We start from the raw sequence: 4,005 nt of genomic DNA on the forward strand, positions 1-4,005 counted from the left end.
GTATCGACCCGCCCCGCGTCGAGCGCGGTCTGGAAGGCGCTGTAGGGGCGGGTGGCGTCGGGATCGTCCGACCCGCGGGTGGAGACGAACAGCACGACGGCGATGGCGACCACGGCGATCAACGCGCCGCGCAGCGGGAAGCGACCCATGCCGCGAGTGTAGCGCCGCGCGCTGGGCGCGACGGTAGGCGACCGCGGATTCGCGCGCGGTGCGGCGGGCGGTCAGGGGCCGCCGCGCGCCAGGTCGTTGAAGCGCACGTGGGCGCTGTGGAACTGCAGCTCGAGCCCGCCGACGGGGCCGTTGCGTTGCTTGCCGATCAGGACCTCCGCGATGCCCTGCTTCTCCGAGTGCGGGTCGTAGTACTCGTCGCGGTAGATGAACATCACCAGGTCGGCGTCCTGCTCGATGGCGCCGGACTCGCGGAGGTCGGACAGCATCGGGCGTTTGTTGGGGCGGCTCTCCACCGCGCGCGACAACTGCGACAACACCAGGACCGGCACGTCGAGTTCGCGCGCGAGGGCCTTGAGGCCCCGCGAGATGGTGCTGATCTCCTGTTGCCGGTTCTCGGTGCCGTAGCGGCCCTGGTTGCCGGCGGACATCAGCTGCAGGTAATCGATGACGATCAACCCGAGGTCGTGCTCCGCCATCAGCCGGCGCGCGCGACTCCGGAGCTCCATGACGCTCATGTCGGCGTGGTCGTCGATGAAGATCTTCGCGTCGCTCATCTTCCCGGCGGTGTCGGCGAGGCGCTGGAAGTCGCGGTCGGTGAGTTGGCCGTTGCGGACGCGCGACATGTCGACCCGCGCTTCGCTGCACAGCATGCGGGTCACGAGCTGCATCGAGGACATCTCGAGGCTGAAGACGCCGACCGCCTTCTCCTCGCGGAGGGCGGCGTGCACCGCGAACGACAACGCGAGGGCGGTCTTGCCCATGCTGGGCCGCGCCGCGAGCACGTTGAGGCTGGAGGGCTGCAGGCCGGCGGTCATCTGGTCGAGTTCCTTGAAGCCGGTCCGGAGGCCCGACACGGGGTCGGGGTTCGCGAAGAGTTCGTTGATGTACGCGAACGTCTCCGTGACGAGCGTGTTCATGGTGCCGAAGTCGCTCGAGCGTTTCGTGGAGGCCAGCTCGAAGATGCGTTTCTCCGCTTCGTCCAGGACCTCCTCGAGCGGCATGGCGCCCTCGTAGGCGGACTGCAGGATCTGGCCGCTGGCCGCGATCAGGTCGCGCAGCACCGCCTTCTCCGCGACGATGCGGGCGTAGCTTTCGGCGTACGCCGCGGTCGGGACCGCGTCGGCGAGCCCGACGAGGTACGGGACGTTCCCGACGGCGTCGAGGTCGCCCCCCTGGCGCAGTTCCTCGGTCAGCGTGACGAGGTCGATCCCTTCGCCGCGACGGAAGATGCGCGCCATCGCCGTGTAGATCTTGCGGTGGGCCTCCTTGTAGAACTGCTCCGCCTGCAGCGACCCCTCGAGGGTCGCGAAGACGTCGTTGTCCAGCAGGATGCTGCCCAGCACGCTCTGTTCGGCGTCGAGGTTCTGCGGTGCGGTGCGGGTCTCCACGCCCGGCATCCTACCCGCGCCCCGCGGCGGCGGGGCGCTGCGGACGTGCCCCGCCCGGCCCGCCGGTAGAATCGCCGGCGTGACCGCGTCGTTCGCCGTGTTCGTGTCGCTCGCGCTCGGGTACCTGCTGGGGGCGGTCCCGGTGGGGGCGATCTGGGTGCGCCGCGTCGCGGGCCGCGACCCGCGGACCGTCGTTCCGGGCCTGCTGGGGGTGGAGAACGTCTTCCGGCTGCTCGGGCCCGGCGTCGCGGCGGTCGGGTTCGGTCTCGACGTCGCGAAGGGTGCGCTGGTCGTGGCGCTGCTCCCCGCCGCGGCGCCCGCCGCGGCGGCGGTCGTGGTGGGCCACGTGCTGCCGCCCCCCCGCACCCCGCTGGCGCGCGCCCCCCGCGGGCGGGGGAACGGCGTGCTGTTGGGCGCCGCGACGGCGGTCGGCCTCGCGGGGGGCCTGCCCTGGGCGGCGTTGGTGGTCGCGACGTCGGCGTACGCCGCCGCCCTCGCGCGGTGGGGGTACGTTCCGGTCGCGACCCTCCTCGGCGTCGGCGTGCTCGCCGTCTGGCCGGGCGCCCCGTGGGCGCTCGGGGGGGTGTGGGCGGCGATCACGGCGGTGCGGTCCGCGCCGGCGTTCGCGCGGATCGTGGACGGCACCGAACCGCGGCTCGGGGACCCGCCCCCCGTCCGCGGCGTCCCCAGCGGACGGGTGCGGGCGGCGTTCCTGATCCACCCCATGACCCTCGACGACGTCTGGCAGGTCCGCAGTCAGGCGTGGGTGCACCTCGCCTACCGGCGTGGCTGGATCGGGGAGGCCGCCCTCCGGCGGTTCCTGCCCTGGTTGCGGCCGCAACTCCACGGCATCCTGCGCGGCGTGGACCTGCCCGACGGGCGGACGCTGGAGGTGGCGTTGATCGGGGGGCCGATGCTGCCCGACCAGATTCGGGGCGACGACGAGGCCGCCACCCGCATGGCGATCCGCGGGGCGCGCCTCGCGCGCGAGCTCGGGGCGGAGGCGTTCGGCCTGGGGGCGTACTGGTCCACGGTCGGCGACAAGGGCGCCGAAGTCCAGGCGGCGGTGCCGGACCTCCCGGTCACGCACGGCGGCGGCTACACCGCCGCGACGCTGCAGGCGAGCCTCCCGGCGTTGCTGCGGCGGCTCCGCGACGACGGCGTCCCCCCCGAGCGGACCGAGGCGGCGGTCGTGGGGGCGAACGGCGTCGTGGCGTTCGGGGTGGCGCGTGCGTTGGCGGGGCACGTCGCGGCGTTGCGGCTGGTCGGGCGCGACGGCGCGCGCCTCGAGCGCAGCGCCGCGACGTTGCGCCGCAAGCATCCCGACACCGAGGTGACGGCGTCCACCGACGTCGCGTCGATCCGGACGGCGACCCTGGTGGTCGTCGCGACGAACGCACCGGGGTACGTCGTGCGCCGGGAGCACGTCGCGCCCGGTGCGTTGGTCGTGGACGTCGGCCGGCCGGCGGACGTCGATCCGGCGGTGGCCGAGACGCCCGGCGTGCGGCTGTTGCCCGGCGGGGTGGTGCGGCCCCCCGGCGACAGCGTCAGCGACCTGGACCTGCATTTCGGGGACGGGGCGGTGCCCGCCTGCCTGGCGGAGACGATGATCCTCGCCGCGACCGGCGCGCGGGAGCGGGCGACGACCGGGGGGCCGGCGAAGGCGGCGGACGTCGCCTGGTTCCTGGAGCAGGGCGAACGGTTGGGCTTCCGCATCGTGGCGGCCGAGCCGCCCCCCGCCGCCATGCCTCCTGGCGGGGGGCGGTCGGCCGTCCCACCGCCCGACCCGTCGCCGTCCCGCCGCGTCGGTCCCGAGGGGCGGGCCTCGTGAAGGGGTTCGTCCTGCCGGGGGTGCTGGAGGACGACCCGCCGGAGGTGGCGGCCCTGTGGGCGCACGGGTGTCGCGGCGTCGTACAGCGCGGGCCGGAGATCGTGGCGTGGTTCGAGGACGTCGTGACGTTCGACGACCCGACGCTGGCGGACCGCGGTCGTTGGGAGGACGAGGGCGACGTCGATTGGCTCGCGCGGTACTACGAAGACCTGGCCCCCGTCCGCCTCGCGACCCTCGTCGTCGCCCCCACGCACGCGCCCGTCGAGGTGACGGCGGGCCAGCGGGTGGTGTGGTTGGACCCCGGCATGGCGTTCGGGACGGGGCACCACCCCACGACCCGGCGGGTATTGGAGGGGCTCGAGACCCGCGACCTGCGCGGCGCCCGGGTCCTGGACGTCGGGGCGGGCAGCGGCATCCTGGCCGTCGCCGCCGACCTGCTGGGCGCCGCCCACGCGCACGGCGTGGACGTCGACGCCGCCACCGTCCCCGTCGCGAGGGCGACGGCGGCGCGCAACCGCTCCCGCGCGACGTTCGAGGTCGGCGAACTCGAGCCCGACCGGCCCGCCCACCAGGCGGACGTGCTGTGCGCGAACCTGTTCGCCGAAGCCCACGTCG

General features: G+C 74.4%; 3 protein-coding genes. 2 read left to right on the plus strand and 1 reads right to left on the minus strand.

What is annotated here, in order from left to right:
- Positions 1 to 221: 221 nt before the first annotated feature.
- The gene (gene dnaB / locus RI554_05490; GenBank protein ID MDR9391465.1) at positions 222 to 1,559 is read right to left on the minus strand and encodes a replicative DNA helicase; all 1,338 of its coding nucleotides are present in this window, start codon (positions 1,557 to 1,559) and stop codon (positions 222 to 224) included.
- 79 nt (positions 1,560 to 1,638) lie between these two features.
- On the opposite strand from dnaB, the gene RI554_05495 reads away from it, so the two are divergent.
- Both RI554_05495 and RI554_05500 read left to right on the plus strand, forming a co-directional pair.
- On the plus strand, positions 1,639 to 3,390 hold the full coding sequence (locus RI554_05495; GenBank protein MDR9391466.1) for a glycerol-3-phosphate acyltransferase: 1,752 nt from the start codon (positions 1,639 to 1,641) through the stop codon (positions 3,388 to 3,390).
- Positions 3,387 to 4,005 (plus strand): 50S ribosomal protein L11 methyltransferase (locus tag RI554_05500; GenBank protein MDR9391467.1); only part of this gene is annotated, 619 nt, incomplete at its 3' end. The genes RI554_05495 and RI554_05500, both read left to right, overlap by 4 nt.

The organism is Trueperaceae bacterium, from assembly GCA_031581195.1.
In the GTDB taxonomy this organism is placed as follows: Bacteria; Deinococcota; Deinococci; order Deinococcales; family Trueperaceae; genus SLSQ01.